This window comes from Leclercia sp. J807 (genome assembly GCF_009734465.1).
Taxonomy (GTDB): domain Bacteria; phylum Pseudomonadota; class Gammaproteobacteria; order Enterobacterales; family Enterobacteriaceae; genus Enterobacter.
Window position 1 is genome coordinate 1,810,598 of the sequence record NZ_CP046446.1, and the last position, 23,109, is coordinate 1,833,706.

A 23,109-nucleotide genomic window follows, 5' to 3' on the forward strand; every position below is an offset into this window, starting at 1 on the left:
GCCGGGTCAAAAGAGGAATGCACTATGTATTATGGATTTGATATTGGCGGCACCAAAATTGCGCTGGGCGTATTTGATACCAACCTGAAATTGCAGTGGGAAACCCGGGTTCCCACTCCCCATGAAAGCTACGATGAATTTTTAACCGCCATTGCCGCGCTGGTGGCCCAGGCCGATGAACGCTTCGGCGTGAAGGGCACGGTGGGCATTGGCATTCCGGGAATGCCGGAAACCGACGACGGTACGTTGTACGCTGCTAACGTCCCTGCTGCCAGCGGTAAGCCGCTGCGCGCCGATCTGACCCGCCTCCTTGAGCGCGACGTGCGCCTCGACAACGACGCCAACTGCTTTGCCCTCTCCGAAGCCTGGGACGATGAGTTCCAGCAATATTCACTGGTGATGGGGCTGATCCTCGGCACTGGCGTCGGCGGCGGGATTGTGGTGAACGGCAAACCGGTGACCGGACGCAGCTATATCACCGGCGAGTTTGGTCATATTCGCCTGCCGGTGGATGCGCTGGAAGTCGTGGGGCGTGATTTCCCGCTCATCCGCTGCGGTTGCGGCCAGCACGGCTGCATTGAGAATTACCTCTCCGGCCGTGGATTTGCATGGCTTTATGAACACTTCTATCATCAAAAACGTCAGGCTCCGGAAATCATTGCCCTCTGGGAGCAGGGGGATGAACAGGCCGTAGAGCACGTTGAGCGCTATCTCGATCTGCTGGCGGTCTGTCTGGGGAATATTCTGACCATTGTCGATCCTGACCTGCTGGTGATCGGCGGAGGATTATCGAACTTTACGGCCATCGCCGAACGGTTGTCCGGTCGCTTGCCGCGTCATTTGTTGCCGGTTGCCCGCGTCCCGCGCATTGAGCGCGCGCGACATGGCGATGCCGGAGGAATGCGCGGCGCCGCATTCCTCCATCTCACCCGTTAGCCATACGAGGTTTTTATGCTGTCGCGACGGTCACTTCGACTCAGCCGTTTTCGCAAAAACAAACGCCGCTTGCGTGAGCGATTACGCCAGCGAATTTTCTTCCAGGATGTGGCAATGCCGGAATTGATGGAAAAACCAAGAGTACTGGTCCTGACCGGGGCGGGGATCTCCGCAGAGTCGGGCATTCGAACGTTTCGCGCGACCGACGGGTTGTGGGAGGAACATCGGGTTGAAGATGTGGCGACGCCGGAAGGTTTTGCCCGTAACCCGCAGCTGGTGCAGGAATTCTACAATGCCCGCCGCCGTCAGTTACAGTCGCCGGAGATCGCCCCTAACGCGGCGCATCTGGCGCTGGCTAAACTCGAAGAGGCGTTGGGGGATCGTTTCCTGCTGGTGACGCAGAACATCGATAACCTGCATGAGCGCGCGGGCAACCGCAACGTGCTTCATATGCACGGTGAATTGCTGAAGGTGCGTTGTTCCAGCAGCGGCCAGGTCTTTAGCTGGACCGGCGATGTGACCTCCGATGACAAATGCCACTGCTGTCAGTTCCCGTCGCCGCTGCGCCCGCACGTGGTGTGGTTCGGCGAAATGCCGCTGGGAATGGACGAGATCTACAGCGCCCTGGCGATGGCGGATCTGTTTATCGCCATTGGCACCTCCGGGCATGTCTATCCGGCGGCGGGATTTGTTCACGAAGCGAAGCTGCACGGCGCGCACACGGTGGAGCTGAACCTTGAGCCGAGCCAGGTCGGCAGCGAGTTTGAAGAGAAAACCTACGGGCTTGCCAGCGAGGTGGTGCCGCAGTTTGTGGATAAGCTGCTTAAGGGATTGTAAGTGGTTCACTGCGCGAAGAGCAGACGCTTTTCGCGCAAATTTTCAAGGAACGACAGGAACAGGTTATGGATAACCCGCTAATTATATCGGCCATTATTTTTATTGTGGCGGTAGGGATAGGGCTGTGGAGCCAGGGTTGCCTGCCTCGCCTTTCTGACAGCAGAAATATTCTGTTCATTCTCTTTTTGTTCCTCGGCATTGTCTCCGCCGGCTCGTGTATATTTAACCTAGTATACCTGCTGTTTACCGGGCAACTTGCGCATGGCGATGTGCAGCTGCTGGGCACGATTGTTACGCTGGTGGTGCTGTGGAGGCCGCTGATGTATGTGATTGGCAAAATTGATGACGCGTTGCAAAAAATATCGGAATAAATAGTTGCGCGGCGCGAATCAACGCCAGATTATCCGCAAAGTCCTGACAACAACGCAGGACCTTACGCAGTTAAAATAATTAATCTATTGTTTATCTGTTGTTGATTCGACCAGCGCCTCATCAGACCACGGCGTCTCCGGGAGCCTGCGCATAATTCGCCTCATTGCCAGAGCGTCCAGTAAAATGGTTGGCACCATAATAAAAGAGATGAGCCAGAAAAAAGGATTCCTGACGGGGAAAATGGTTGTCCATTTATCCTGTTCATTGACACGCGACAATGTCCGGCTACTCAATCTCGTCACGCAATATTTAAAGGAGTAGTTATTTTCTATCGATATTAAATTAACGGGTGTCATCAGACCATTCATATAGTTTCTGCACCACGCCCAGGATTCCGCATAACTCAAAAGAGTATCTGCGATATCGGTAGAGAAGCGAGAGACCTGATAAAATAAAGGCGCGTTATCATCGCTGATGATCACCCAGTTTTTTCTTCCGTCGGTCGAGGGGGCTTGCCACTTATACCATGTCCGGGAACCCGCGGTTCCGGAACCGTTACTAAAATGGGCTTCAATGTCCTTCCAGTCATAAATCAGCGTTTCGACAGGCCATTTCGCAAAGATATTACGCGTGGGACGATACGTTTGAACATACACGCGTTGGCGTTTGCGATTCAGCCTGACGAGTAACGTTTTGGGGTGGGTCATGACGACACGCAATGCGTGGATGCTGCTATAGAACATCAGGATGAGTATAATCTCAACCAGAATAAATATGGGAGAATACTCAATAATTGGGCCAATAAATAAAAGAGATAACAGAAGTGGGATTAATGTCAGAAGCGGCATCGTTACGCCAAGCCATTCGCTTCTGGGGACGTTTCTTATGATATCGCAATAAATATCATTGACGGCGACTACACCGAACAGGGGCGGCGCTTTTCTCTGCGTTTTTTTTGACATAATAAGTCCTTTTATGATGTTGCCTGTAATCCTTTAAATCAGGAAACTCAATGCCCATGTCTTGTTAACGGTAGTAAAAATAATGTCGATGCAGAAAAAAGAGAATAAAGAACGTTATTGTTCAGCTTCATATGTACTTATCCTTGTACCATTGAGTGATGCCGGGTCGAAACCCGGCGTATTATTACATTAACGACCCGCCTTCAACTTCTGGTAATACTCTTCATACAGGCGGCTCGCGTCGCCCACATCGTTCTGCCACTCGCCTTTACTGATGGTCTGCGCATCCGGGTAGAGCGACTTGTCATTTGCAACGGTCGGGCTCAGCAGCTTGCGGGCGGCGAGGTTTGGCGTCGGGTAGCCGATGGTCTCTGCCACCTGTTTTGCCACATCCGGGCGCAGCAGGAAATTAATCAGCTTCAGGGCACCGTCCACGTTTTTAGCATTGGCCGGGATAGCCAGGCTATCCATCCAGAAGATCCCGCCCTCTGCAGGCCACACCACTTCCAGCGGCGTACCGGCCTGACGCGCGACGTATGCCGACCCATTCCACACCATTCCCACGTTGACTTCCCCTTCCATATACGGGTTCGCCGGGTTATCGGAGTTGAAGGCGGCCACGTTAGGCATCAGTTTTTGCAGCTCATGGTAAGCCGCTTCAATCTCTTTCGGATCGGTGGTGTTGCCGGAGTAGCCCAGCTTACGCAGCGCAATCTGGAACACTTCGCGGGCGTCGTCGGTCAGCAGCAATTCGCCTTTATAGTCCGGTTTCCACAGGTCGGCCCAGCTCGTCACCGATTTAGGATCCATCGCTTCGCTGTTGATCCCGATTGCCGTTGCGCCCCAGATGTACGGAATGGAGTAATCGTTATTCGGGTCAAACGGCTTGTTGAGCATCTCCGGATCGAGGTTTGAAAAATTGGTTAGCTTCGATTTGTCGATCTTCTGGATCATGCCCTCTTTGCGCATCTTGTCGACGAAATAGGTCGACGGGACCACCAGGTCGTAGGCGCCATCTTTATAGGTTTTGAGCTTGGCATACATGGTTTCATTCGACTCGTATGTCGAATAGATCACCTTGATGCCGGTCTCTTTAGTGAACTGCTCCAGCAGGCCTGGCGGCACATACTCGGTCCAGTTATAAAAATAGAGCGTTTTACTGTCGTCCGCGTGCGCAGCGCTAATACCCATTGCGAGAGCGCCTGCCGCGAGCAGGTGGCGTGACCATTTTTTCATTAATACGTCCCCTGAGATTTTGTTTTATCACGAGCAATAAGCTGGCTGGCGATCACCAGAACCAGCGATAACATCAACAGTATGGTCGCCAGCGCGTTCACCTCCGGTGAGACGCCGACTTTCACCATTGAATAGATCTTCAACGGCAGAATTTCATAGCTCGGCCCGGTGACGAATGACGAAACCACCACGTCATCCATCGACAGGGTAAAGCTGAGCAGCCATCCCGCGGCCACGGCAGGCATCGCCAGCGGCAGGATAATTTTGCGCAGGATGGTCATCTCGCTGGCACCCAGATCTTTCGCCGCCTCCAGCATCCGCACGTCAAAGCCTTTCAGACGGGAGTAAACCGTCACCACCACAAACGGCAGGCAGAAGGTGATGTGCGAGAAGAGCAGGGACCAGAAGCCCAGTTGCACCCCCAGCAGCATAAAGAGCACCAGCAGCGAGATAGCCATTACGATGTCCGGAGACATCATCACCACAAACAGCATGCCGCTGACGAAAGGCTTACCGCGAAAACGGTAGCGATAGAGCGCCACCGCCGTCAGGGAGCCAATGAGGGTGGCGAGGGTGGCCGAGAAGATCGCCATCGTCAGGGAGTGCTGCGCCGCCTGCAGCAGGCTGTCGTTATTTACCAGCAGGCTGTACCACTGGGTGGTAAAACCTTGCCAGTTAATGCCAAAGCGCGAGCTGTTAAAGGAGTTCACGATCAGGATAATGATCGGAATGTAGAGGTACGCATAAATCGCAGTCATAAAACCGCCGCGGAGCAGTCGACCGATCATTCAAGTTCCCCTTTACTGTTAAGCAGCCGCGACGCGCGCCAGTAGACCAGCAGCATCAGGCCCATCACCAGGGTCAGGGTGATACTGGTGGCCGAACCGAACGGCCAGTCGCGGATATTGAGGAACTGGCTCTTGATGACATTACCGATCAGCAGGTTTTTAGCCCCGCCCATCAGGTCAGAGACGTAGAACAGCCCCATCGCTGGCAGCATCACCAGCAGGCAGCCGGCAATGATCCCCGGCATGGTCAGGGGGATGATAATGCGGATAAAGGTCTGGATTTTGCTGGCGCCCAGATCCCTTGCCGCCTCCAGCAGGGGCTTATCCAGCTTCTCAATGCTGGAGTAGAGCGGCATCACCATAAACGGCAGCAGGATGTAGACCAGCCCCACAATCACCGCGCCGGGAGTGAACATGATGCGGATCGGGGTATCAATGATGCCCAGCCACAGCAGAAACTCGTTCAGGTAGCCTTTGGTGCTGAGAAAGATCTTCAGGCCGTAGATGCGGATCAGCGAGTTGGTCCAGAAGGGCACAATCAGCAGGAACAGCAGCAGCGGTCGCACTTTCGTCGGCAGCTTCGCCAGGAACCAGGCAAAGGGATACCCCAGCACCAGGCAGGCAACGGTGGCTATCAGCGCCATATTGAGCGAATGGAGCAGGACCTGGAAATAGAGCGGGTCCAGCAGGCGCGCGTAATTTTCCAGCGTAAAGACCAGCGAGACAAAATGGGCGTCGTCACGGGTCAGGAAGCTGGTGGCGATAATCATCAGGTTGGGTAAAAAGACAAATAACACAAGCCAACCGACGATAGTGGCGATCACCACATTCTGGAATTTACTTGTGTTCTTCATCAGCCAGCACAACCTCCCAGCTTTCCACCCAGTTAATGACCATTTTTTGATTGAGCGAGTGGTCGAAATCAGGATCGTCTTCGTTAAAGAATTCGCTGACCATCACCATCTTGCCGTTTTCCAGCTCAACGACTGACTCAAGCGTCATGCCTTTGTAGTTGCGCTCGCGGATATAGCCGATTAGCCCTTCGACTTCGGTTTCGTCGTGGATCTCATCAACGCGCAGATCTTCCGGACGCAGCAGAACGTTCAGCTGCTGTCCCGGCTCAACGGCAAAATTGACGAAGATATTGCAGGCGCGGCCCTCGACGTTAGCCAGCACCCGCTGGTCGTCGAGTCGTTCAATAACGGTAGCACTGAAGATGTTGATTTCGCCAATAAAGCTGGCGACAAACAGGTTTTTCGGCTCTTCGTAGATCTCGCGCGGCGTGCCGTCCTGCTCGATTTTGCCGTCGCGCATCACCACGATGCGATCGGACATGGTCAATGCCTCTTCCTGATCGTGGGTGACAAAGACAAAGGTGATCCCGAGCTTACGCTGCAGCGCCTTTAATTCGTTCTGCATCTGCTTGCGCAGCTTGTAGTCCAGCGCGGAAAGGGACTCATCCAGCAGCAGCAGGCGCGGTTTATTAACCACAGCGCGGGCGATGGCGACACGCTGTTGCTGTCCACCTGAAAGCTGGTGCGGTTTACGCTGAGCGAAGGCTTCAAGCTGGACCATACGCAGAGCCTCGGTGACGCGCGGGGTGATTTCGCTGGCGGGCGTTTTTTGCATCCGCAGACCAAAGGCGACGTTTTCAAAAACCGTCATGTGCGGGAAAAGCGCGTAACTTTGAAAGACGGTATTGACGTGGCGGTGTTCAGCAGGGACCTGGGTAATGTCCTGACTGTCCAGATGGATGTGACCGCGATCGACGTTTTCCAGCCCGGCGATAAGGCGAAGCACTGTCGTTTTACCACAGCCTGAAGGGCCAAGTAGTGTAAGAAATTCGCCGTTGTTGATCGTTAAATCGAGGTCGGAAATGACGGTTTTTCCGTCAAAGCTTTTACGAATTCCGGCCAGTTGCACCAACGGTGACAGTGAAGCTGGTTGTGTATTCAATTTTTGATTCAGTCCCATATCGACGCTGCAAATGCTTATCGCAGCGGGGTTTGTGGTTAACCACCTTGGTGAAACGTAATGAGGGCGGACATTCTACGGGAAAGCGCTGCAATCGCCAATCCTTGTTACCCATTGATAAGCTACATTTATTAGCAAACGACGAGAGAAACGGAAATATTCTCGTTTACGGGATAAAAGTGACCTGACGCAATATTTGGGTTTTGCTGCTTACTGATAATGTTGTCACGAAAAGTGAGGGTGACTGCATGGATAAATTACTTGAGCGTTTTTTACAGTACGTATCGCTGGATACCCAATCTAAGCCGGGTGTCCGCCAGGTGCCAAGCACCGAAGGGCAGTGGAAGCTGTTGCAGCTGTTAAAAAACCAGCTGGAGGAGTTGGGGCTCGTTAACGTGACCTTAAGTGAAAAAGGGACGGTAATGGGCACGCTACCTGCGAATGTGAGCGGTGATATTCCTGCCATTGGCTTTATTTCCCATGTCGATACCTCACCGGATTTTAGCGGTAAAAACGTCAATCCGCAGATTGTTGAGAATTATCGGGGCGGTGATATCGCCCTTGGCGTCGGTGACGAAGTGCTGTCGCCGGTGATGTTCCCGGTATTACATCAGTTGCTCGGCCAGACCCTGATCACCACCGACGGCAAAACGCTGCTGGGGGCTGATGACAAAGCGGGCGTTGCCGAGATCATGACCGCGCTGGCGGTGCTGAAGAACAACAACGTGCCGCACGGCGATATCCGCGTGGCCTTTACCCCCGATGAAGAGGTGGGCAAAGGGGCGAAGCATTTTGACGTTGAGGCGTTCGATGCCCGCTGGGCCTACACCGTTGACGGCGGTGGCGTGGGGGAGCTGGAGTTCGAGAACTTCAATGCGGCGTCGGTGAATATCCGTATCGTCGGCAACAACGTCCACCCAGGCACCGCGAAAGGGGTGATGGTGAACGCGCTATCGCTGGCGGCGCGCATTCATGCCGAAGTCCCGGCAGATGAAAGCCCGGAACAAACCGAAGGCTATGAGGGCTTCTACCACCTCACCAGCATCAAAGGGACGGTGGACCGCGCGGATATGCACTACATCATCCGTGATTTCAACCGCGAAGGGTTTGAAGCGCGCAAACGCAAGATGATGGATATCGCGAAAAAGGTGGGCAAAGGACTCCACCCGGACTGCTACATTGAGCTGGTCATCGAAGACAGCTATTACAATATGCATGAAAAGGTGATCGAGCATCCTTACATCCTTGAGGTGGCACAGCAGGCGATGCGCGACTGCGACGTCGAGCCGCAGCTTAAGCCGATCCGCGGCGGCACCGATGGCGCACAACTCTCCTTTATGGGGCTGCCGTGCCCGAATCTGTTCACCGGGGGCTATAACTACCACGGCAAGCATGAGTTCGTGACCCTCGAGGGGATGGAAAAAGCGGTGCAGGTGATTGTGCGGATTGCGGAGCTCACCGCAAAACAATAGTCGCCGTTTGACGCCGGGTGGCGGCTACGCCTTACCCGGCCTACGGTAAACGCGTAGGCCGGGCAAACAACGTGCCGCCCGGCATTTCCACACATGAGGAGGGAACCTCATATGTCAAACTACCGTCGACATTATGTGCCAGGCGGAACCTGGTTTTTCACCGTTAACCTGCAAAACCGGCGCAGCGATCTGCTGACGCGTCATATCGATACGCTTCGTGCGTCAACGCAATGTGTTAAACGCCGCAAACCTTTTCTGATTAATGCCTGGGTGATCCTGCCGGAACATATGCACTGTATCTGGACGTTACCCGAAAATGACACGGATTACTCCGGCCGCTGGAGAGACATCAAAAAGACCTTCACCCGCGTGCTGGGGATGTCAGGCATCTGGCAGCCACGCTTCTGGGAACATACCATCCGGGATGATAACGACCTGCGGCGACATACGGATTACATCCATATCAACCCGCTGAAACATGGCTATGTGACGCGCGTGAAAGCGTGGCCCTATTCCACCTTTCATCGTGATGTACGGGAAGGGATATACCCGGAGGATTGGGCTGGGGAGATAGAGGATTTTGACACCGGAGAGCGGCGATAAAAAAGCCGGGTGGCGGCTACGCCTTACCCGGCCTACGATAGGGTTTTGTAGGCCTGGTAAGCGAAGCGCCACCGGGCGTTGTCACAGACGACGTTGTAGGCCGGGCAAACGCAGTGCCGCCCGGCAACCCACAAACGACTCAGTCCTCGAAGAACCAGTACCCGCTGTTCACCAGCGCGGCCATCATCGCGAGGAACGACGGATCGTCCAGCGCATCGCCGAAATGATCGGCAGTCAGCACCATATGGCTGGCAAGGGCCTCCAGCGCCGGACGGTGCGGGGAATCCAGCTGCTCGCCATTGACATACACCGCTTCGCCAATACGTAACACCCGCAATCCACCCAGACGCGCCAGCTTGTCGCCCTGCTGAAGCGCATCATAGATTTCATCCGGCTGATACGGCGGCTCCGGCAGGGAGACGTCCAGCTCGTGACGGGATTGGCTGATAAACTCCCCGAACCACTGATTGAAATGTTCCGGCTGGTTGATCATCTCCAGCATCATTCCGCGCAGCTGATCCAGCTCCTGCGGCAGAATATCGGCCGGATGTTCGCGGGAAGGGACCGCCGGATCGCTGAAGCGGTGGCTGCCCAGTTCACGCTGCAGAACATAGTCGGCAAACCCGCTGATCATCTCGCGACCGCTTGGGGCACGGAAACCGACTGAATAGTTCATCGAGTTCTCAAGGGAGTAGCCCTCGTGCGGGAAGCCCGGTGGAATATAGAGAATATCGCCCGGCTCCAGCTCTTCGTCGATGATGCCGACAAACGGATCGACCTGCAGCAGGTCGGGGTGCGGACAGTGCTGTTTCATCGGCACCTTTTCACCCACGCGCCAGCGGCGGCGGCCGGTACCCTGGATGATAAACACATCGTACTGATCCAAATGCGGGCCAACGCCGCCCCCGGGTACGGAGAAGGAGATCATCAGATCGTCCATCCGCCAGTCGGGCAGGGCGCGGAATGGCAGCATCAGGGCTGCGGCGGGCTGGTGCCAGTGGTTAACTGCCTGCACCAGTAACGACCAGTTGCTCTCGCCCAGGTGGTCGTAGCTTTCAAACGGGCCGTGGCTCACCTGCCATTTACCGTCCTGATGGCTGACGAGACGACTGTCGACTTCGCTCTCCATGGCCAGGCCAGCCAGCTCATCGGGAGAGATCGGATCGACGAAGTTGGCGATGCCGCGTTTCAGGACAACCGGACGTTTTTGCCAGTAACGTTCGATAAAGTCGGGCCAGTTAAGAGCTAATTGATAATCCATATTTATATTCCGCAGGCTTTTAATGACTCGGATTATAACGGAAGCTCGGCAGCCTGCGTGTGAGAATCACGCTTTTTTCACCCTGGGGTTTAACTATCGTCGCTTGTCAGATGCTGACGACCAAAAATTGCCTCCATTCGGGCACCGCCCAGCAGACTGTCGCTGGTTTCGATTCTGCCGCCATACTGCTCCACAATATCCCGGGCGACCGAAAGGCCGACCCCCTGACCGGGGCGCAAGGTGTCGGCGCGCTGGCCGCGATCGAAGACCTGGTCACGTTTGCCCTGAGGGATCCCGGGGCCATCATCCTCAACGATAATATGCAGCTGGTCCTCTCCCTGACGGGCGGAGACTTCAACAAACTCCAGGCAATATTTACAGGCGTTATCCAGCAGGTTGCCCATCACTTCCATAAAGTCATTTTTTTCGCCGACGAAGCTGATTTCCGGGGAGATATCGAGGGTGATGTTCACCCCCTTGCGCTGGTAAACTTTGTTCAGCGCAGAAGTCAGACTGTCGAGCAGCGGGGCGACGGGGTGCAGCTCCCGGCTCAGCAGGGTGCTGCCGGTGCGCATGCTGGCCCGGTGCAGGTAGTAACCAATCTGCTGGGAGATACGGCTGATCTGCTCCAGCATCACGGGTTCTGCTTCTTCGGCGCTCAGCTTCGCGCTGCGCAGGGATCGCATCGTGCTCTGCATGACCGCCAGCGGGGTTTTCAGGCTGTGGGTGAGATCGGTGAGGGTGGTGCGGTACTTATCGTAACGTTCGCGCTCGCTTTTCAGCAGCCGGTTAAGATTGCGCACCAGGCTGGTGAGTTCCCGGGTGGTGTTCGGGTCGAGTTTTTCACGGTGATGTTCTTCCAGCTCGCGCACCTCTTTCGCCAGCGACTCGATAGGGCGCAGGCTCCACCAGGCGGCCAGCCAGAGCAGGGGGATCACCAGCAGCAGGTTGGCGGCGAGCACGTAGACGAACCAGTTCCACACCATATAGGAACGTTTAAGCTCAACCGGAATGGTGTCGATGACCACAATGGTCAACTGGGGCATCTGGAGGGTCGCGGGGTAAATATTTACCGCCACCGAGTGGGTCAGCTCGCTGTCGTCGTCATCCTCGCGGATCTCGGCCAGCTCCCGCTGCATGTTCCGATCGTTACCGACCAGCACGCTGGTGGCATCAACATTGGCTTCCAGCTCATGAAAGCCGTTGGCTCTTAACCACTCCGGGCGGATACTTTTAATCAGCCACGGCACGTCGCGCTGGGCCCACAGCAGCCTGCCTTTTTCATCATAAATCAGCGACATGGTCGGGCTCTGGCGATCCAGATGCTCCGGCATATCGATGCTGATTTTATTGTCTTCCCATCTGGCGAGGGTATAGAAGAGATTGCTTTCGCCGCGCAGCAGGCGGAAGGTGGTTTTGTCGAAACTGACGCTGTAGCCCACCAGCGCGACCATACCGTAGGCCAGGGAGAGCACCAGCACCACTACTGCTGTCGCCAGCAGGAATCGAAACCGCAGCGACAGCGGCAGAAAGTGACGCAGGAGATTTTTCATTTAGCGTAATTCGAAAAGATAACCCTGCCCGCGCACGGTGGTGATGACATCCTCCGGGTACTGCGCCTGAATTTTCTTACGCAGACGCCCCATCAGAACATCGATGGTGTGGCTTTCGCGCAGCTCCGCGTCAGGGTAGAGCTGGAGCATCAGGGAATCTTTGCTCACCACCTTGCCGCTGTTACGGATCAGCGTCTCCATAATGGTGTACTCAAAAGCCGTCAGCTTAATCACCTCGTCATTTATCGCCAGTTCGCGACGGGAGAGATCGACCTGAAACGGCGGAATGGAGATCACCTGCGAGGCCAGACCGCTGTTGCGGCGCATCAACGCCTGCATGCGGGCGGCAACTTCTTCAATATGGAAAGGTTTGGTGACGTAGTCATCGGCACCGGCGCTGAGCACTTCAACCTTATCCTGCCAGCCTTCGCGGGCGGTTAAAACCAGTACCGGCAAAGAGACATCGTGGCTGCGCCAGCGGCGGATCAGCGACAGACCATCTTCATCAGGCAGACCCAGGTCAACGATGGCGATATCGGGCAGATGTTCATTGAGATAGTAATCGGCTTCTTTGGCATCTTCAGCATCATCCACCTGATGCCCCATCTCCTGAAGCTGAACTTTCAGGTGATGACGTAGCAACGCATTATCCTCAACAACCAGTACGCGCATCATCGCTTCTCCCTAATATGAATGGTCAGAGTAGTTTAACGCTGATTATGTTGCGGCGGGGATAAACATTTCGTAAACCGGGGGAAAGGAACCCTCTTTCCGGGCGGAAAGAGGGTAAAAAGCGTTATTTCAGCTCATCAACCATCGCAATGGCGCGACCGATGTAGTTTGCCGGAGTCATCGCTTTCAGACGGGTTTTCTCCTCTTCTGGCAGGGCCAGACCGTCGATAAACTGCTTCATGCCTTCGGCATCGACGCGCTTGCCGCGGGTCAGCTCTTTCAGTTTTTCGTACGGCTTCTCGATACCATAGCGACGCATTACGGTCTGGATTGGCTCCGCCAGCACTTCCCAGTTGTGATCCAGTTCGTCGAGCAGACGCTCGCGGTTCACTTCCAGCTTGCTCACACCCTTCAGGGTAGACTGATACGCAATCAGCGCGTAGCCGATGCCCACGCCCAGGTTACGCAGCACGGTGGAGTCGGTCAGGTCGCGCTGCCAGCGGGAAACCGGCAGTTTGCTGGCCATGTGCTGCAGCAGCGCGTTTGCCAGACCCAAGTTGCCTTCGGAGTTTTCGAAGTCGATTGGGTTGACCTTGTGCGGCATGGTGGATGAACCGATTTCACCGGCGATGGTCTTCTGCTTGAAGTGGTTCAGGGCGATGTAACCCCAGATGTCGCGGTCGAAGTCGATCAGAATGGTGTTGAAGCGCGCGATGCAGTCAAACAGCTCGGCAATGTAGTCGTGCGGCTCAATCTGGGTGGTGTACGGGTTCCACTGGATCCCCAGAGAGGTAACGAACTCTTCGCTGAACTGGTGCCAGTCCACTTCCGGGTAGGCTGCGATGTGAGCGTTATAGTTACCCACGGCGCCGTTGATTTTACCGAGGATCTCCACCTGCTCAAGCTGGCGGTACTGACGCTCCATACGGTAGGCGACGTTCGCCATCTCTTTGCCGATGGTGGACGGGGTTGCAGGCTGGCCGTGGGTACGGGAGAGCAGGGGGATATCGCGATACTCTACTGCCAGGGCTTTCACCGCATCGATGATTTTGCGCCAGTATGGCAGCACCACTTCTTCACGCGCGGTAGAGAGCATCAGCGCGTGGGAGAGGTTGTTGATATCTTCTGAGGTACAGGCGAAGTGAATAAATTCTGATACCGCGTGCAGGGCCGGGACGCTTGCCACTTTCTCTTTCAGGAAATATTCAACCGCCTTCACGTCGTGGTTGGTGGTGCGCTCAATAGTCTTAATGCGCGCGGCATCTTCTTCATTAAACTCTGCGACGATTTTATCGAGGTAATCGTTTGCCTGGCTGTCAAAAGCAGGAACTTCCTTGATTGCTGCCTGCGCGGCCAGCTTTTGCAGCCAGCGTACTTCAACCTGTACGCGGAATTTCAGCAGACCATATTCGCTGAAGATCCCGCGCAGCGCGCTGACTTTATCGCCGTAGCGTCCATCGACAGGGGAAACGGCGGTCAGTGAGGATAATTCCATAATTCGCAACTCCGGGAGGTTAACAATGAGCAAGAATTTGTTTTGCCTGAGTAGTCAGGCGATTACGAGAAAACATTAGCTGCAGGCGGCCACCGCCGACCTGTTGCCACAGTACCGCGGCACGAATACCGGCGAGCAGGGAGGCGCGTACTTTGGCCTGCACCTGTGGGCTTTGCAATACGGCAGGGGAGCCGGTCACCTGGATACGCGGCCCCAGTGGGCTGATAACATCCACATAGATGCCCGCCATGGCGCTGAGTAAGGTATCGGACTGCAGCTCGAAATGTTCCAGCTGGCGCTGCAGGCCGGTAATGCGCTCACCGAGGGTATCCATCGCCCCTTTGGCGGCATTCAGCTTACGCTCCAGCACCATCATGCTGAGGGTATAACGCGTCAGTTCGGTGTTAAGCCCCTGACGGTTGCTGGCATTTAACACGCCGAGCAAGGTTTCCAGACCGAGACGAAGATTCGCTTCGCTACCACCAAACACGCCGAGGGTTGAACTGGGGTTCAGATCCACGACGCTGTTGAGCGAAACGTGCAGCGCGTCAGCGTCGCAGTGACCCTGATGCGCCAGCTGTTGCACCAGACGGGCAGACTGGCAAATTCCCGCCAGCGCCAGGGTGATGTCATAATAATTCTTCGCCACACTTGCTCCTTTCTGTGTGTTATCGCATTAAACCGCGGTCAGCGGCAGGCGTTGTTCGATGATACCGCCGCCAAGGCAGATTTCACCGCTGTAGAAGACAGCAGACTGACCCGGGGTCACGGCGGCGACCGGCTCGTCGAAACGCACTTCAATGCGTTCGTCATCAAGCGCAGTCACGGTGCAGGGGATATCGGTCTGACGGTAGCGGGTTTTCACCGTGCAGCGCAGCGTGCCTTTCAGCGGCTCGCGGTCGACCCAGTGCAGCTGTTGGGCAATCAACCCGACGGACATCAGACGCGGATGGTCATGACCCTGGGCCACAATCAGAATATTGTTTTCGACATCTTTATCGACAACGTACCACGGATCTTCGCTACCCTCTTTGATACCGCCGATACCGAGGCCCTTACGCTGGCCCAGGGTGTGATACATCAACCCCTGATGCTCGCCGATGGTATCGCCATCTACGCTCACGATCTTACCCGGCTGGGCAGGGAGATAGCGGCCAAGGAACTCACGGAATTTGCGCTCGCCAATAAAGCAGATACCGGTTGAGTCTTTTTTCTTCGCGGTAATCAGATCCAGCTCTTCGGCGATTTTACGCACTTCTGGTTTTTCCAGCTCACCCACCGGGAACAGGCTCTGGGCAATCTGTTCGTGGCCGAGGGTATAGAGGAAGTAGCTCTGATCTTTGTTACCGTCGAGCCCGCGCAGCAGCTGGCTTTTGCCGTCGACATCTGCGCGGCGCACGTAGTGGCCGGTGGCGATGTAGTCAGCACCCAGATCTTCAGCGGCGAACTCGAGGAAGGCTTTAAATTTGATCTCTTTGTTGCACAGAATATCCGGGTTTGGCGTGCGGCCGGCTTTGTATTCAGCCAGGAAATGCTCGAACACGTTATCCCAGTATTCTGCGGCAAAATTGACGGTGTGCAGTTCAATGCCGAGCTTGTCGCATACCGCCTGGGCATCAGCCAGATCCGCGGCGGCCGTGCAGTATTCCTCGCCATCGTCCTCTTCCCAGTTCTTCATGAACAGGCCTTCAACCTTATAGCCCTGTTGCAGCAACAGCCAGGCAGAGACGGAAGAATCGACGCCGCCGGACATGCCGACGATCACTTTTTTTTGGCTTTCAGACATTGGAATACTCACGACATTGAACTTCAAGGCGGCGTATTCTATCACGCGCCCCCGGCATTGACACCCTCTGTAAACGGCCAGTTAAATTCGCCGATGGTCTCCAGTGGCAGACGCTGGCCGGTCAGGTAGCTGCGAATGCTCTCCGCAACCAGCGGGGAGCGCAGATTTGTTGCGTTAAGAATGGTGTCGGCATCCACCCACAGGCAACGATCGATATCGCTGTCGTGCGGCTCAGTGGCGCACGTTTCGTTAAGCTCAATGGCGAACAAAAAACGGATAAACGGCGTTTTGTCCGGCGCGATCCATTGATGGAGGCGGATGAAATGTTGCGGCCTGGCATGAATGCCGGTCTCTTCCCACAGCTCACGCTGCGCCGCCTGGACCAGCGTCTCGTCGGCTTCCAGGTGGCCCGCAGGCTGATTCCAGAGCGCTTTGCCGTTGATGATCTCTTCCACCACCAAAAATTTGCCCTGGGCGTGCACAATCGTGGCCACTGTGACATGCGGTTTAAACATGAGGCTCTCCTTGTTCGGTAACATCCCGCCACTCACCGTTGGCGAGGTTATCCAGCGTGTAACTGCCCATGGCGTAGCGGATCAGGCGCAACGTCGGATGGCCGACATGGGCCGTCATGCGCCGCACCTGGCGGTTACGGCCTTCATAAAGGGTGACTTTGATCCACGAAACGGGAATCGATTTGCGCTCGCGGATCGGCGGATTGCGCGGCCAGAGCCACTCTGGCTCATTCACCAGCTCAATGCCTGCGGGCAGGGTAGGGCCATCGTTCAGCGTAACGCCGTTACGTAAAGCATCCAGCGCCGCGTCGTCCGGGACACCTTCGACCTGCACATAGTAGATTTTGCCGGTGCGTTTGCCGGGCTGGGTGAGCCTGGCCTGCAGCTCGCCGTCGTTGGTGAGCACCATCAGCCCTTCGCTGTCGCGATCGAGTCGGCCTGCGGCATAGACCCCCTGAACGGGGATGTAATCCTTCAACGTGCTGCGTCCGGCTTCGTCGGTAAACTGCGGCAGGACATCGTAAGGTTTATTGAACAAAACGACGCGTGTTGGCGCGCGTTGCTTGCGTGGTCTGGACGCTTGTCGGGTGCTGAATCGTTCAACCCGGTGATTTCTAAAAGAAGTTTTCTGCATGGTATTTTCAGACGTTATCAATTGCCGCATTATAGCCTAATAACGAATGCCTTTCATGGCGCCAGACATTCAGGTACTATCGGTGGGCTCATTACAAATTATTAACATAAGATCAGTAACAACCAGAAGCGCTCGAAGGAGAGGTTAATGGAAAGCAAAGTAGTTGTTCCGGCGGAAGGTAAAAAGATCACCCTGCAAGACGGTAAGCTGAACGTTCCAAACAATCCGATTATCCCGTTCATCGAAGGTGACGGTATCGGTGTTGATGTAACCCCAGCGATGCTGAAAGTGGTGGATGCCGCTGTTGAGAAAGCCTATAAAGGCGAGCGTAAAATTTCCTGGATGGAAATTTACACCGGTGAAAAATCTACCCATGTTTACGGCCAGGATGTCTGGCTGCCAGCTGAAACGCTGGACCTGATTCGTGACTACCGCGTTGCCATCAAAGGCCCGCTGACTACCCCAGTCGGTGGCGGTATTCGCTCCCTGAACGTTGCTCTGCGTCAGGAACTCGACCTGTACGTCTGCCTGCGCCCGGTACGTTACTACCAGGGTACTCCAAGCCCGGTTAAACACCCTGAACTGACCGACATGGTTATCTTCCGTGAAAACTCCGAAGATATCTATGCGGGCATCGAGTGGAAAGCGGACTCCGCAGAAGCCGAAAAAGTCATCAAGTTCCTGCGCGAAGAGATGGGCGTGAAGAAAATTCGCTTCCCTGAACATTGCGGTATCGGCATCAAGCCGTGCTCCGAAGAAGGCACCAAGCGCCTGGTTCGTGCAGCGATTGAGTACGCGATCACCAACGACCGTGACTCTGTGACCATCGTTCACAAAGGCAACATCATGAAGTTCACCGAAGGTTCGTTCAAAGACTGGGGTTACCAGCTGGCGGCGGAAGAGTTCGGTGGCGAGCTGATCGACGGCGGCCCATGGCAGAAGATCAAGAACCCGAACACCGGCAAAGAGATCATCATTAAAGATGTCATCGCCGATGCGTTCCTGCAGCAGATCCTGCTGCGTCCGGCTGAATACGACGTTATCGCCTGTATGAACCTGAACGGTGACTACATTTCCGACGCCCTGGCGGCACAGGTTGGCGGTATCGGTATCGCACCAGGCGCGAACATCGGTGACGAGTGCGCCCTGTTCGAAGCGACCCACGGTACCGCACCGAAGTATGCTGGTCAGGACAAAGTGAACCCAGGTTCCATCATCCTCTCCGCAGAAATGATGCTGCGTCATATGGAGTGGTTCGAAGCCGCAGACCTGATTGTTAAAGGTATGGAAGGCGCGATCAACAACAAGACCGTGACCTATGACTTCGAACGCCTGATGGAAGGCGCTAAACTGCTGAAATGTTCAGAGTTTGGTGAAGCGATCATCGAAAACATGTAATCCGGATTTCGGGTTGTATGCAAACGGGAGCCTGTTGGTTCCCGTTTTTTATTATTAGCTTTCGAACGGTTATCAAAATTTTATCAAAACAAGTTATCAAAACCCCACCCCAAAATCCTATATCGCGATTGTCGTCCAGTCCTTCCCGCGGTCGTCGTTGTAGCGATCGGTCTGCTGCTGTGACTTGTGGCCGAGCAACTTTTTAGTGTCAATTCCCTGTTCCTTATAAAGACGTTCCGATAGCGATCGCTGCTCATGGAATGTCGCCGGCGTTCCTTCCCTCCAGTCGATCCCTGCCTTATCCCGGGCCTTACTAAAATTCATTGTGAGCGTGTTCGCTTTAACCTGGGCTCCACGCTCTGCTTGCGATGTTGCCCTGAAAAAATGGACGAGGTAAGGGCTAACCGCATAATCACGACAGCGCGATATAACATCCCGCAAACTCCAGTTGATGGCGTTCAGGCGGAGCGATAACGGGATCGCGATTTTGCTTCCTGTTTTCTCCTGAATAATGTGCAGCTGATCATCCCAGACATCGCTAAATTTCATCCTCGAAATATCACCAAGGCGTTGGCCGGTTACCAAAGCCAGCAGCATAGCGTTACCCATATATTGGTGGTTGGCGTCTGCAATCTCGAATATCCGCTGCCATTCCTCAAGGCTAAGTCGCTGCCGGGTGATTCTACGTCTGGGCTTTTTAGTGGCTGACGCAGGATCGTAACCCGGGGGAACTTCACCTGCGTGTTGCGCCTCTTTAAATATATCGACCAAAACGGTTCGAATAACCTGAGCCATTCTCGCCTGACCCGCCGCAATATATTCATCAAGAATTTGGGCGATATCGCGTACATCAACGGATGGCAACAATTTCATACCAACACGTTCACGCAGAAGAGCCGCTGGCTTATTTTTTTGTTTGAATGTGTTTAATTTAATGTCACCTGAAGCCAGGCGCTCTTCCTGAATTTTCCAGTATCGGTCGAGCCATGTTGAAACCGTTATCGCTTTGCCTTTGCTTGTGGCGATCCTGTCACTGATCGCCAAAATCTGCCGGGTTCTCTGTTCTGCCAGACGCGCGTTTGCCTCAGTAGCAATCGCAATGGCCTCCACTTCGTCAGTGCCCAGCGCATGGAACTTGCCGGTGATTGGATGCTTATAGCGCCAGTAAACCTTGTTCACCTTCCTGCTGTAGAGAGGGTAAAGGTTCGGTACAGAGACATTGTTTTTACGTGGTCTGGCAGCCATCGTTCAAAATCCTTTGCAGCAATATGGAGTCGTTCTTCTTAAGTACCGGCGCGGCCAGTTCCCCTACCAACTCAGCATCTTCACGAACGCGCCATAAGCGGCCCTGCTTCATTGCTGGTGGAGAGAACTGATTCTGCTTCGCATATCGTCGAAGTGTCGACACGCTTGGAGGGTTGCTTCTGTATTTTTCAGCAGCCCATTCTTCGAGAGTTAACATCTGGATCATATGCTTTACCTCATAATGGCCCAGAAACGGGCCATTGGCTGAAAAACTGAAATCAGATTGCTGTCAGGCGCTGCCAGATAGCTGATACGTATTTGACCTGGTGGCGGGCGTCGGCCAGGGCATTATGCTGATCGCCTACAAAAGGGATGTCGTAGCGCGAGTTCAGCCCAACAGCTTTGCCCAGTTCGACAACAGTACGAACATCCCGATAGTTCCAGTGCGGGATCGGGAAGGGCGTGTCGGCCAGTTCTAAAGCTGCTTCCAGAAGTGAGCAATCGAAAGAGCTACCATTCCCCCAGAGCTGCACATTCTTCGAGCCATTAGCCGCGTTTTCAGCAATGAAGTCGAGGAATTGCTCCAACGCTTCCACCAGGCCGACCGTATCATCCACCACGATTGCAGATCGTGCTTCCGGCGATTGCTTCAACCACCAGAGGATGGTGCTGGCATCTGGCCTGGCCCCGAATGACATCGACGATTCCAAGCTAATCACCTGATAGTATTCAGCACCGGTTTTCCCGCTGGCCGGGTCAAAGAATACTGCCCCCACAGAAACGATCGGCGCGCCCGGTTTTTTACCCATTGTCTCGAGATCCACCATCAGGTGCGTGAACATGGTTTCCGAGTTTGAGGTATCAGCCCCCAGCGTCTCCAGTTCCTCTTCCAGACCCGCCTCCATTCCCACATAAGTTGCATCGCCAACCGCGGCCCCACAGTCAGGGCAACCGCTGCCGCCTTCGGTACCACAACCAGTGCATATGGTTCCCGCTACGGCATCTGTTTGCGCAGTAGCTGCATCAGTGCTTTCGCCTGCTGGAACCGCGCCAACACTTTCTCCTTTCGCCGGGTTAGTCTCTTCCATCTGCACATCGCTGGTGGTCTCCTTATTAACCGATGAACGGTCATCATTTCCTGTTTGTTTTTCGTTCATCAGGCCATCGATGGCGAATACGCCTCCGCCGAGGTTCGCGACCTGCGGCTGACTGCTGGCCTCATCCGCACGACGGCGTGCGCCCTCTTCACGTACTCGTTTCAGGTTTTCCTCGTGAGTGCAGAGAGGGGCTCGAGAAGATTTTTCATCTGCAGGATTGGTGGTTATTTCATTCGCAACCAGAGCGGCGGAGGCTGCAGGGATCGGCAGCAGTTCGGTTGCAGCGTTAAACTCAGCCGTCATTGTCTGGTTTACGAACTCAAGGTGAGCCGCAGGCGTCAGATGAATGTTCTCCGGCGCGATGCGCACCAGGTTGAAGATGGCTGTGCGGTTCACTGCCAGAATGCCGGGCTGGTTGCGCAGAATTTTGCTCCACGATTTCCATGGTTCTTCTTTTTTCTCGATGATTTCCTTGGCGCGGCGGGCGATGCTGCCCGGGATTTCCCGATAGTTGAAGTCCATCGGCAGCAGGGCGCTGGCGATCTCCAGATCGAGAGTATCCAGGGTATGGTGTGCGTCAGCGCCGCGGTCAGTTACATACCCACCGTCGGCATTGGTGCCAGCGTCGGTGCGCTGCACGAGGTTAATGCGGTTACCGGCAGCCCATTCACGCGTCAGGATCCCGCGGTCGATATATGGAGTAGTTACGAAGGCCTTTGTGAACTGCAAAAGCAGGCCCAGCTCATGGCGCTTATGCATGCTGAACACTTTGCGAATGGCGGTTGTGTAGCGCCAAAGGTCTTTGGTGTCGAAAGCCTTAACTTCCGGGAAGTTTTCAGCGGCGAGCAGCAGATCCTGGACATAGCCATTGTCGGTATCCATTTCCAGTGCGTAGAGCTCTGCATTCTCGCTGCGGGTAATGTGGTGGCGCAGTTCGTCCACCGTCAGTTGGGCCAGCAGTTGTTTGCGGAATGACATTTTGCAAACAGGGTAGTGGGCTCCTCCGGTATCGTGTTCGCTGATCTGCAGGCCATGTTCATAATGGGGTTTAGGGGCTTCATCCCTGGCTGGAAGCTTGCCGCTCTTCCAGTCCTCAACCAGCTGATTGCGATCATCGGCGTTAATCCAGCCCGACATGAAGGCGGCCAGCAGCGCGGGTTCGTGTTCTTTGTCCTGCGGGAAAACGTCTTTGATGGCCTGCACCAGTTTCCACTCAGCATGCAGGCTGAGATCGCAAATATCAGCAACGTCATTTTTGGCCTGCAGCATGTTCTGGAAGTAAGCATTCCCCTCATCGGTCGCCAGTTCGTTGGCGATAATCTGCTGCTCCTGGCTGATCTCCGAAAGGTACTTGTCACCCAACAGATGGACGGCGAAGCGGACAGCCGGGGTGCGATTTTCAAGCAGGGAGGTGTTGTCGGCGACTGCTGTGTCAGTAGAAGATACAGGCGCGGCAGGCAGATCTGCATCGCTGGTGACCACCGGGGTGGGGGTGGTTTCACCCTGAGTTGCGGCGCCGGAGATCACCTTCCAGGTGCGCTGGTCGTCGGCCAGGGTGTAGCGCTTGCAGAACTCGAAGCAAACAACGCCTTCTTCGGGCAGATCATCCACAACCGGCATGTCTGTACGGATCGGCTTGAGGTAGTCTTTCCCGCGGCCAGTTTCAATGCCTGCATCTTCGAGTGCAACATCCAGTGCAAGATTGGCGCGGGCTTCTGTTTTAAATGTCCCCCAGTAGATGGCGTCAGGTTTGCCTGATTTCTGGGTCGCCTTAATATGATTAAAAAATTCCATCTTGGAGCCTCGTTTGGGTGTAAGATACCCAACAGCTGATGAGCGCTGCTTAGGTAGTGGTCATTGGTCAAAACTCGATTCCGGAAAGCTTTGGTCGGCTGACCGGGTACTTAACCCGCCTTGCGCGGGTTTTGTGCTTATTGGGCGCCGGGCTTATTCGCCAGCTGAGAGATAAGCACTCCATCAAGTGCATCAAGCACCGGGTCGAACGCGGTGTTCGACGGGATCTTGCTTACTGCGCGAATGACAGCTGAAACTGAGATATCACCTTCACGAAGGCTATAACCGCCACCGGGCCCTCTGTGTGAGGTGACCAGGTTACCGCTGCGCAGCCGCTTGAAGATTTGCTCCAGGTAGGAAACCGAGAGCTTCATTTCTTTACTCAGTCTGGCCAGCGGAACTGGTGTGCCGCAGTAGATTCTGTCCAGAACAGCAACAGCCTGGACAGATGCCATCACTCGTTTCATTCCAAATTCCAT

The 23,109-nt window shown here is 54.9% G+C and carries 23 protein-coding genes; 6 read left to right on the forward strand and 17 right to left on the reverse strand.

Features of this window, described 5'->3' with window-relative positions:
• The first annotated feature begins 24 nt into the window (after window positions 1–24).
• The 3 genes from nagK to GNG26_RS08475 all read left to right on the forward strand — a co-directional run bounded on the left by nagK (window position 25) and on the right by GNG26_RS08475 (window position 2,144).
• The gene (nagK, locus tag GNG26_RS08465) at window positions 25–936 is read left to right on the forward strand and encodes an N-acetylglucosamine kinase (protein ID WP_156238404.1); all 912 of its coding nucleotides are present in this window, start codon (window positions 25–27) and stop codon (window positions 934–936) included.
• Between the two features lie 15 nt (window positions 937–951).
• Complete coding sequence (cobB, locus tag GNG26_RS08470; protein ID WP_114387410.1) at window positions 952–1,773, forward strand: Sir2 family NAD+-dependent deacetylase; 822 nt, start codon at window positions 952–954, stop codon at window positions 1,771–1,773.
• 65 nt (window positions 1,774–1,838) lie between these two features.
• Window positions 1,839–2,144 (forward strand): hypothetical protein, encoded by a 306-nt coding sequence (locus GNG26_RS08475; RefSeq protein WP_156238405.1) that lies wholly within the window; start codon window positions 1,839–1,841, stop codon window positions 2,142–2,144.
• An 84-nt stretch (window positions 2,145–2,228) separates the two neighbouring features.
• Here GNG26_RS08475 and GNG26_RS08480 read toward each other — a convergent pair whose 3' ends face one another.
• The 5 genes from GNG26_RS08480 to potA all read right to left on the reverse strand — a co-directional run bounded on the left by GNG26_RS08480 (window position 2,229) and on the right by potA (window position 7,105).
• A complete protein-coding gene (locus GNG26_RS08480) occupies window positions 2,229–3,107 on the reverse strand; it encodes a DUF6708 domain-containing protein (RefSeq protein WP_156238406.1) in 879 nt (292 codons plus the stop codon).
• A gap of 189 nt (window positions 3,108–3,296) precedes the next feature.
• Complete coding sequence (gene potD / locus GNG26_RS08485) at window positions 3,297–4,343, reverse strand: spermidine/putrescine ABC transporter substrate-binding protein PotD (RefSeq protein ID WP_103179123.1); 1,047 nt, start codon at window positions 4,341–4,343, stop codon at window positions 3,297–3,299.
• Window positions 4,343–5,131, reverse strand: a complete 789-nt coding sequence (gene potC / locus GNG26_RS08490; RefSeq protein WP_103179124.1) for a spermidine/putrescine ABC transporter permease PotC — start codon at window positions 5,129–5,131, stop codon at window positions 4,343–4,345. The genes potD and potC overlap by 1 nt, the downstream gene beginning before the upstream one ends.
• Complete coding sequence (potB, locus tag GNG26_RS08495) at window positions 5,128–5,985, reverse strand: spermidine/putrescine ABC transporter permease PotB (protein ID WP_103823740.1); 858 nt, start codon at window positions 5,983–5,985, stop codon at window positions 5,128–5,130. The genes potC and potB overlap by 4 nt, the downstream gene beginning before the upstream one ends.
• Window positions 5,969–7,105 (reverse strand): spermidine/putrescine ABC transporter ATP-binding protein PotA, encoded by a 1,137-nt coding sequence (gene potA, locus GNG26_RS08500; protein ID WP_114315327.1) that lies wholly within the window; start codon window positions 7,103–7,105, stop codon window positions 5,969–5,971. The genes potB and potA overlap by 17 nt, the downstream gene beginning before the upstream one ends.
• Window positions 7,106–7,353: 248 nt before the next feature.
• Between potA and pepT the strand changes: the two genes are divergently transcribed.
• Window positions 7,354–8,577, forward strand: a complete 1,224-nt coding sequence (gene pepT / locus GNG26_RS08505) for a peptidase T (protein WP_156238407.1) — start codon at window positions 7,354–7,356, stop codon at window positions 8,575–8,577.
• Between the two features lie 111 nt (window positions 8,578–8,688).
• Complete coding sequence (locus tag GNG26_RS08510) at window positions 8,689–9,180, forward strand: transposase (RefSeq protein WP_156238408.1); 492 nt, start codon at window positions 8,689–8,691, stop codon at window positions 9,178–9,180.
• A gap of 139 nt (window positions 9,181–9,319) precedes the next feature.
• On the opposite strand, the gene GNG26_RS08515 is transcribed toward GNG26_RS08510, so the two are convergent.
• The 8 genes from GNG26_RS08515 to rluE form a co-directional block, all read right to left on the reverse strand.
• Window positions 9,320–10,441, reverse strand: coding sequence for a cupin domain-containing protein (locus GNG26_RS08515; protein ID WP_103823743.1), 1,122 nt, complete (start codon window positions 10,439–10,441; stop codon window positions 9,320–9,322).
• Between the two features lie 89 nt (window positions 10,442–10,530).
• Window positions 10,531–11,994: a two-component system sensor histidine kinase PhoQ gene (phoQ, locus tag GNG26_RS08520; RefSeq protein WP_156238409.1), complete on the reverse strand. Its 1,464-nt coding sequence runs from the start codon at window positions 11,992–11,994 to the stop codon at window positions 10,531–10,533.
• On the reverse strand, window positions 11,995–12,666 hold the full coding sequence (gene phoP / locus GNG26_RS08525) for a two-component system response regulator PhoP (RefSeq protein WP_039028964.1): 672 nt from the start codon (window positions 12,664–12,666) through the stop codon (window positions 11,995–11,997).
• A 124-nt stretch (window positions 12,667–12,790) separates the two neighbouring features.
• Window positions 12,791–14,161 (reverse strand): adenylosuccinate lyase, encoded by a 1,371-nt coding sequence (gene purB, locus GNG26_RS08530; protein ID WP_103179175.1) that lies wholly within the window; start codon window positions 14,159–14,161, stop codon window positions 12,791–12,793.
• Window positions 14,162–14,180: 19 nt separating this feature from the next.
• Window positions 14,181–14,810, reverse strand: coding sequence for a high frequency lysogenization protein HflD (gene hflD, locus GNG26_RS08535; protein ID WP_156238410.1), 630 nt, complete (start codon window positions 14,808–14,810; stop codon window positions 14,181–14,183).
• A gap of 27 nt (window positions 14,811–14,837) precedes the next feature.
• Window positions 14,838–15,947, reverse strand: coding sequence for a tRNA 2-thiouridine(34) synthase MnmA (mnmA, locus tag GNG26_RS08540; protein WP_139157103.1), 1,110 nt, complete (start codon window positions 15,945–15,947; stop codon window positions 14,838–14,840).
• Window positions 15,948–15,988: 41 nt separating this feature from the next.
• A complete protein-coding gene (locus GNG26_RS08545; RefSeq protein WP_156238411.1) occupies window positions 15,989–16,462 on the reverse strand; it encodes an NUDIX domain-containing protein in 474 nt (157 codons plus the stop codon).
• Window positions 16,455–17,126 carry a 23S rRNA pseudouridine(2457) synthase RluE gene (rluE, locus tag GNG26_RS08550; RefSeq protein WP_114315320.1) on the reverse strand — a complete coding sequence of 224 codons (672 nt, stop codon included), beginning with the start codon at window positions 17,124–17,126 and terminating at the stop codon, window positions 16,455–16,457. The genes GNG26_RS08545 and rluE overlap by 8 nt, the downstream gene beginning before the upstream one ends.
• 117 nt (window positions 17,127–17,243) lie before the next feature.
• On the opposite strand from rluE, the gene icd reads away from it, so the two are divergent.
• Window positions 17,244–18,494, forward strand: coding sequence for an NADP-dependent isocitrate dehydrogenase (icd, locus tag GNG26_RS08555; protein WP_156238412.1), 1,251 nt, complete (start codon window positions 17,244–17,246; stop codon window positions 18,492–18,494).
• Window positions 18,495–18,611: 117 nt separating this feature from the next.
• Here icd and GNG26_RS08560 read toward each other — a convergent pair whose 3' ends face one another.
• The 4 genes from GNG26_RS08560 to GNG26_RS08575 all read right to left on the reverse strand — a co-directional run bounded on the left by GNG26_RS08560 (window position 18,612) and on the right by GNG26_RS08575 (window position 23,109).
• The gene (locus GNG26_RS08560; protein WP_149335803.1) at window positions 18,612–19,739 is read right to left on the reverse strand and encodes a site-specific integrase; all 1,128 of its coding nucleotides are present in this window, start codon (window positions 19,737–19,739) and stop codon (window positions 18,612–18,614) included.
• Window positions 19,720–19,965 carry an excisionase gene (locus GNG26_RS08565; RefSeq protein WP_156238413.1) on the reverse strand — a complete coding sequence of 82 codons (246 nt, stop codon included), beginning with the start codon at window positions 19,963–19,965 and terminating at the stop codon, window positions 19,720–19,722. Before GNG26_RS08565 ends, GNG26_RS08560 begins: the two co-directional genes overlap by 20 nt.
• Window positions 19,966–20,017: 52 nt before the next feature.
• Complete coding sequence (locus GNG26_RS08570) at window positions 20,018–22,630, reverse strand: exonuclease (RefSeq protein WP_156238414.1); 2,613 nt, start codon at window positions 22,628–22,630, stop codon at window positions 20,018–20,020.
• A 137-nt stretch (window positions 22,631–22,767) separates the two neighbouring features.
• Complete coding sequence (locus tag GNG26_RS08575; protein WP_197080138.1) at window positions 22,768–23,109, reverse strand: Rrf2 family transcriptional regulator; 342 nt, start codon at window positions 23,107–23,109, stop codon at window positions 22,768–22,770.

Excerpts from the sequence above, each read along its gene's own strand:
- nagK (WP_156238404.1), top strand. The coding sequence starts at position 25 with ATGTATTATGGATTTGATATTGGCGGCACCAAAATTGCGCTGGGCGTA.
- cobB (WP_114387410.1), top strand. The coding sequence starts at position 952 with ATGCTGTCGCGACGGTCACTTCGACTCAGCCGTTTTCGCAAAAACAAA.
- GNG26_RS08475 (WP_156238405.1), top strand. The coding sequence starts at position 1,839 with ATGGATAACCCGCTAATTATATCGGCCATTATTTTTATTGTGGCGGTA.
- GNG26_RS08480 (WP_156238406.1), bottom strand. The coding sequence starts at position 3,107 with ATGTCAAAAAAAACGCAGAGAAAAGCGCCGCCCCTGTTCGGTGTAGTC.
- potD (WP_103179123.1), bottom strand. The coding sequence starts at position 4,343 with ATGAAAAAATGGTCACGCCACCTGCTCGCGGCAGGCGCTCTCGCAATG.
- potC (WP_103179124.1), bottom strand. The coding sequence starts at position 5,131 with ATGATCGGTCGACTGCTCCGCGGCGGTTTTATGACTGCGATTTATGCG.
- potB (WP_103823740.1), bottom strand. The coding sequence starts at position 5,985 with ATGAAGAACACAAGTAAATTCCAGAATGTGGTGATCGCCACTATCGTC.
- potA (WP_114315327.1), bottom strand. The coding sequence starts at position 7,105 with ATGGGACTGAATCAAAAATTGAATACACAACCAGCTTCACTGTCACCG.
- pepT (WP_156238407.1), top strand. The coding sequence starts at position 7,354 with ATGGATAAATTACTTGAGCGTTTTTTACAGTACGTATCGCTGGATACC.
- GNG26_RS08510 (WP_156238408.1), top strand. The coding sequence starts at position 8,689 with ATGTCAAACTACCGTCGACATTATGTGCCAGGCGGAACCTGGTTTTTC.
- GNG26_RS08515 (WP_103823743.1), bottom strand. The coding sequence starts at position 10,441 with ATGGATTATCAATTAGCTCTTAACTGGCCCGACTTTATCGAACGTTAC.
- phoQ (WP_156238409.1), bottom strand. The coding sequence starts at position 11,994 with ATGAAAAATCTCCTGCGTCACTTTCTGCCGCTGTCGCTGCGGTTTCGA.
- phoP (WP_039028964.1), bottom strand. The coding sequence starts at position 12,666 with ATGCGCGTACTGGTTGTTGAGGATAATGCGTTGCTACGTCATCACCTG.
- purB (WP_103179175.1), bottom strand. The coding sequence starts at position 14,161 with ATGGAATTATCCTCACTGACCGCCGTTTCCCCTGTCGATGGACGCTAC.
- mnmA (WP_139157103.1), bottom strand. The coding sequence starts at position 15,947 with ATGTCTGAAAGCCAAAAAAAAGTGATCGTCGGCATGTCCGGCGGCGTC.
- GNG26_RS08545 (WP_156238411.1), bottom strand. The coding sequence starts at position 16,462 with ATGTTTAAACCGCATGTCACAGTGGCCACGATTGTGCACGCCCAGGGC.
- rluE (WP_114315320.1), bottom strand. The coding sequence starts at position 17,126 with ATGCGGCAATTGATAACGTCTGAAAATACCATGCAGAAAACTTCTTTT.
- icd (WP_156238412.1), top strand. The coding sequence starts at position 17,244 with ATGGAAAGCAAAGTAGTTGTTCCGGCGGAAGGTAAAAAGATCACCCTG.
- GNG26_RS08560 (WP_149335803.1), bottom strand. The coding sequence starts at position 19,739 with ATGGCTGCCAGACCACGTAAAAACAATGTCTCTGTACCGAACCTTTAC.
- GNG26_RS08565 (WP_156238413.1), bottom strand. The coding sequence starts at position 19,965 with ATGATCCAGATGTTAACTCTCGAAGAATGGGCTGCTGAAAAATACAGA.
- GNG26_RS08570 (WP_156238414.1), bottom strand. The coding sequence starts at position 22,630 with ATGGAATTTTTTAATCATATTAAGGCGACCCAGAAATCAGGCAAACCT.
- GNG26_RS08575 (WP_197080138.1), bottom strand. The coding sequence starts at position 23,109 with ATGGAATTTGGAATGAAACGAGTGATGGCATCTGTCCAGGCTGTTGCT.